5 protein-coding genes and 1 pseudogene are annotated in these 4,493 nt (G+C 69.1%); 5 read left to right on the top strand and 1 reads right to left on the bottom strand.

The genetic code is table 11. The features are described from left to right. The 5 genes and pseudogenes from RT97_RS32780 to RT97_RS26290 all read left to right on the top strand — a co-directional run. A pseudogene (locus tag RT97_RS32780) lies at window positions 1-186 on the top strand (biosynthetic peptidoglycan transglycosylase); the annotation flags it as partial. Beyond that, window positions 183-962 (top strand): GNAT family N-acetyltransferase, encoded by a 780-nt coding sequence (locus RT97_RS26305; RefSeq protein WP_172672254.1) that lies wholly within the window; start codon window positions 183-185, stop codon window positions 960-962. The pseudogene RT97_RS32780 and the gene RT97_RS26305, both read left to right, overlap by 4 nt. Before the next feature lie 77 nt (window positions 963-1,039). After that, window positions 1,040-1,936, top strand: a complete 897-nt coding sequence (locus RT97_RS26300) for a pirin family protein (protein ID WP_042581808.1) — start codon at window positions 1,040-1,042, stop codon at window positions 1,934-1,936. An 82-nt stretch (window positions 1,937-2,018) separates the two neighbouring features. Next, window positions 2,019-3,092, top strand: a complete 1,074-nt coding sequence (locus RT97_RS26295; protein WP_042581807.1) for a flavodoxin family protein — start codon at window positions 2,019-2,021, stop codon at window positions 3,090-3,092. Window positions 3,093-3,240: 148 nt separating this feature from the next. Then, a complete protein-coding gene (locus RT97_RS26290; protein ID WP_042581806.1) occupies window positions 3,241-3,807 on the top strand; it encodes a Spy/CpxP family protein refolding chaperone in 567 nt (188 codons plus the stop codon). 98 nt (window positions 3,808-3,905) lie between these two features. Here RT97_RS26290 and RT97_RS26285 read toward each other — a convergent pair whose 3' ends face one another. After that, window positions 3,906-4,340, bottom strand: coding sequence for a hypothetical protein (locus tag RT97_RS26285; RefSeq protein WP_042581805.1), 435 nt, complete (start codon window positions 4,338-4,340; stop codon window positions 3,906-3,908). Between the last annotated feature and the right edge of the window lie 153 nt (window positions 4,341-4,493).

Here is a 4,493-nt window from a genome sequence, read left to right as displayed (position 1 = left end):
CTCGCCGCCATGCTGCACAAGCCGCAGGCCGTGCTCGAGCAATGGCGGCGCGACGGGCGCATCGACGCGGACCGCACCAAGTGGGTTGCGGAAAGCGTGCGCGGCATCAGCCGCAACCAGCGCGAAACGCTGCTCAAGAGCGTGGCAGCGGCCAAGTACGCCGCACCGGAGGCCAACACACCATGAGCGCAGCGCAGAGCATTGCCGACATCGAAGCCATCGAACGCGCCACCGTCGCCGCGGTGTCGCCCGAGGCCTGCGAGGAACTCGACGGCTGGCTGCTGCCGTTCGATGGCGGGACCGTCAAGCGCGCCAGGTCGGCGGTTCCGCTGCACCGCGGCGGGGTGGAGCCGGCCACGCTGGACCGCATCGAGGACCGCTACGACAGCCGCCAGGTTGTGCCTGCGCTGCGGCTGGCCGATGCCGGCTGCTTCGACGGCTTGCGCGCCGAGCTGGAGCGCCGGCACTACATCGAGGACAGCCCCACCTGCGTGCAGATCGGAACGGCGCGGCAGATGCTGCAGCTGCGGCAGGTGCCGACCGGCGCCGGTTCGATGGCCGACGTCGACCGCGCACCCGACGATGCCTGGGCCGCGCTGTTTCTGGGCGAGGGGTTCGATCCGGTGGACGGCGCCCATCGCGTGCGCTCGCTGGCCCGCGCCAGGGGCTCGCTCTATGCGAGCGTGCGCGAGAACGGGCGCACCGTGGCCGCCGGCGCCATGGCCTTCGGGCATGGCTGGGCCAGCGTGCACGGCATGCGCACCGACAAGGCGCACCGCGGCCGGGGGCTGGCGGGGCGTGTGCTGGCGGGGCTTGCGCAAGCGGCGCTGACGGCGGGCTTCGAACGCGTGTTCCTGCAGGTCGATGCGCAGAACCATCCGGCGCTGTCGCTCTACCGGCGCGCCGGTTTCACGACGCACTGGCAATACCGCTACTGGCAGCGCCAGCAGTGGCCCGCTTGAGGGCTCGCCCCAAGGCTGCCGGCTGACACGGATCAGGTCATCCCCACCGGTGGCGCGGTCAGGGCGTTAGTGACACGATGGGCCGCATGAAGAAGAATGCCAACCACCCCACCCAACCCGTCACCGCGCCGCGCGGCCTGGACCACATCGTGGCCGGGGTTTCCACCAGCGACGGCGACGGCGTCAAGCTCACCCGCGTGCTGCAGCAGCCGCTGCAGAAGCGGCTCGATCCGTACCTGATGCTCGACGCCTTCGGCAGCGACAATCCGGGCGACTACATCGGCGGGTTTCCGAACCATCCGCACCGGGGCTTCGAAACCGTCACCTACATGATCGCGGGCCGCATGCGCCACCGCGACAGCGCGGGCCACGAAGGGCTGCTCCAGAACGGCGGCGTGCAGTGGATGACCGCCGGCCGCGGCCTCGTGCACAGCGAACTGCCCGAGCAGGAAGAGGGCCTCATGGAGGGCTTTCAGCTCTGGCTCAACCTCCCCGCCAAGGACAAGATGCGCGACCCCTGGTACCGCGACATCCAGAGCGAAGAGATCCCCGAATACACCACCGCCGACGGCGTGCACGTGCGCGTGATCGCCGGCACCAGCCACGGCATCGACGGCGCGGTGCTGCGGGCGCACACCGAGCCGCTCTACCTGGACATCACGCTGCCGCCGGGCGCCGAGTTCGCGCAGCCGCTGCCCGCGGACCACAACGCGCTGGTCTACGTGTTCCGCGAATCGCTCTGGATCGCGGGGAGCGAAGTGCCGACGCGTCGCATGGCCATCCTCGCCAACGACGCGGGCAGCGACGGCGTGGTGCTGCGTGCCGGCGCCACCAACCACAGCCCGGCGCGCGCGTTGCTGATCGCAGGCCGCCCGCTGCACGAACCCATCGCGCAATACGGACCTTTCGTGATGAACACGCAGGAAGAAGTGAAGCAGGCCGTGCACGACTTCCAGAACGGCCAGCTCGGCTGAGCCTGCCTGTAGTCGCGGGCCTACCGAAAGTCGGCATCGCGGTGCAGGCTGCACCGCGGCAGGCGGCGCATAGATTGCGCCCATGCCCTCCACGATCCGAAAAGGACAGGCGCCCGACACGCTGCAGCGCGCCCAGTTCCATGACCGCTTCATGCAGCCTTTCCAGGACCCTGCCTTCAAGACCGAGGCCGAGTCGCTCCATCGCATCGAGTTGATCGCATGGGAGGCCTACCAGGAAGGCCGCAAGGCGCCCGTCACGCGCAAGGCCGGGCCCGGCTATGCGGACCCCGGCTACGACCTCTCGGTCGACTGGCTCGAAGCCAAGGCGCGCATCGACGCCGCGCAGGCGGCGTGGGGCCAGCCGCAGACGCGGTCGCGCGTGCTGGTGATCAATGGCTCTCCGCGCAACGACGGCACCTGCCCCGGCGAGGTCTCCAAGACATGGCGCCTCGCGGGGCTCGCGCAAGAGGTGCTCGAAGGCGCCGGCATCGAAGCCGACATGCTCGACCTGAGCCTGGTCACTTCGGAGTACGGGCGGCAGATCCACCCCTGCAAGGGTTGCGTCTCCACCGCGATGCCGCTGTGCCACTGGCCCTGCAGCTGCTACCCCAACCATTCGCTGCGCCAGACCGGCGACTGGATGAACGAGATCTACGAGCGCTGGGTCGCCGCGCATGGCGTGATCCTGCTCACGCCCACGCACTGGTACCAGGCCACCAGCCCGCTCAAGCTCATGATCGACCGCCTCGTATGCGCCGACGGCGGCAACCCCGACCCGACGAGCACGCACGGCAAGAAGCCCGAGGAAGCCAAGGCCCTCGAACTCGAGGGCTGGGGCTATCCCAAGCACCTGGATGGCCGCGCCTACGGCGTGGTGGTGCACGGCGACGTGGCCGGGGTCGAAAGCCTGCGCCGCAACCTCACCGACTGGCTCGACTGGATGGGCCTGATCGATGCCGGCACGCAGGCGCGCCTGGACCGCTACATCGGCTACTACGAGCCCTATGCCACCAGCCACGAAACGCTCGACGCCGATAACGACGCGCAGGAAGAGGTGCGCAACGTGGCGCGTGCCGTCGCCCGTGCGGTCGGCGAGTTGCGCGCGGGCAAGCTGCAGCCGCCCGACCGGGGCCTGAAGCGGCCGCGGCCCAAATAAGTCACGCGAATGCGCGCTGCCACCGGCGCCATTCATCATTCTTTACGCAAGCTCACTTCAGGCTAACGGTGGCGATACAGAGGTCTTCCACACTTGCCCTCACCTGCTGCCCATCGGCGGCGGGCTTCTTCGAAAGGAAGCACTTCTCATGATTTCTCTTCGCCAACGCATCGTCTGGGCGAGCCTCCTCGGCTCGGCCGCCCTCGCCTCTTCCGGTGCCTTCGCTCAAGCGCCGGCCGCAACCACCACGCCGGCACCTGCCGCCTCCGTGGCGCAGGCCGACACCACCGCAGCCCCCAAGGCGCAGCACAAGCGCATGGACCCCGCCCAGCGCATGGAGCGCATGAAGGAGCACCGCGCCAAGCGCCTGGCTGCGCTGAAGGACAAGCTCAAGCTGACTGCCGCCCAGGAAGGCGCATGGACCACCTACACCACGGCCAACCAGCCGCCGGCCGGTGCCCGCCCGCAGCGCATGGACCGCGCCGAGTTCGCCAAGCTGACCACGCCCCAGCGCCTGGAACGCATGCAGACCCGCCAGGCCGAGCGCAGCGCGATGTTCGCCAAGCGCGCCGAAGCCACGAAGACCTTCTATGCCGCGCTGACCCCCGAGCAGCAGAAGACCTTCGACGCTGAAACGGTGCACGCCGGTGGCCACGGCCATCGATTCCACCGCGGCCATGACGGCCAGCACAACGCGGCGCCCGTCAAGAGCTGAGCAAGCCGCCACCGGTGACGGTGGTGCATGAAAAGAGCCCGCAGCGCACAAGGCGCTGCGGGCTCTTTCGTTTCAGGCCCCGGAGGCCGCTGACCGGGTTACTTCGGCGTACCGGTCTTGTCGGTCGGGTTGGTCGGCACGTCAGGGCGTTCGCCCTTCTCGCCGAAGCGCGGCTTCACCTTGCGCGCCTGCTGGCTGACTTCAGCACGCGACATCTCGCCGGTCGGCTGCGGCATGGCGTTGGGCTGGTGGTTGATCGTGGTCGTGGCCTCGCCCTTGGGCACCATGCTGTTGGCGTTGTTTCGGTTCTGCACGCGCGCCTCGGCCTTCACGGCCTCGCGGGAAGCGGGCATCGAATTGTCGGGGCGCTGCGGCGGATTGGCCACGCCGGCCGGGGTCATCGTGCTGGCTTGGCCGCCCACCGACGGGTCGGGCTGGGCGGGAATGGACGTGGCCTGGGCCATGGCGCTGCCGGCCGCAGCCATCAGCACGGCGAGCGCCGTGCTTCGAAAAATGGTCGTGTGCTTGGTCATGATCTGTTCCTTTGCTTGTCTCGATGGAGTGATGAATGGAGAACGTTGGGCTACCTTGCCGCCAGCCCTGAAGTCACCGTAGGAGGCCCGAAAAACCGCCTGTGTCGGGGTGCGGCAGGCCTGCCTGTAGGAGCCGGCCTCCCGCACGCGACA

This window comes from Variovorax paradoxus (genome assembly GCF_000834655.1).
Lineage (GTDB): Bacteria > Pseudomonadota > Gammaproteobacteria > Burkholderiales > Burkholderiaceae_C > Variovorax > Variovorax paradoxus_F.
This window is presented reverse-complemented; position numbering and strand designations above follow the sequence as displayed.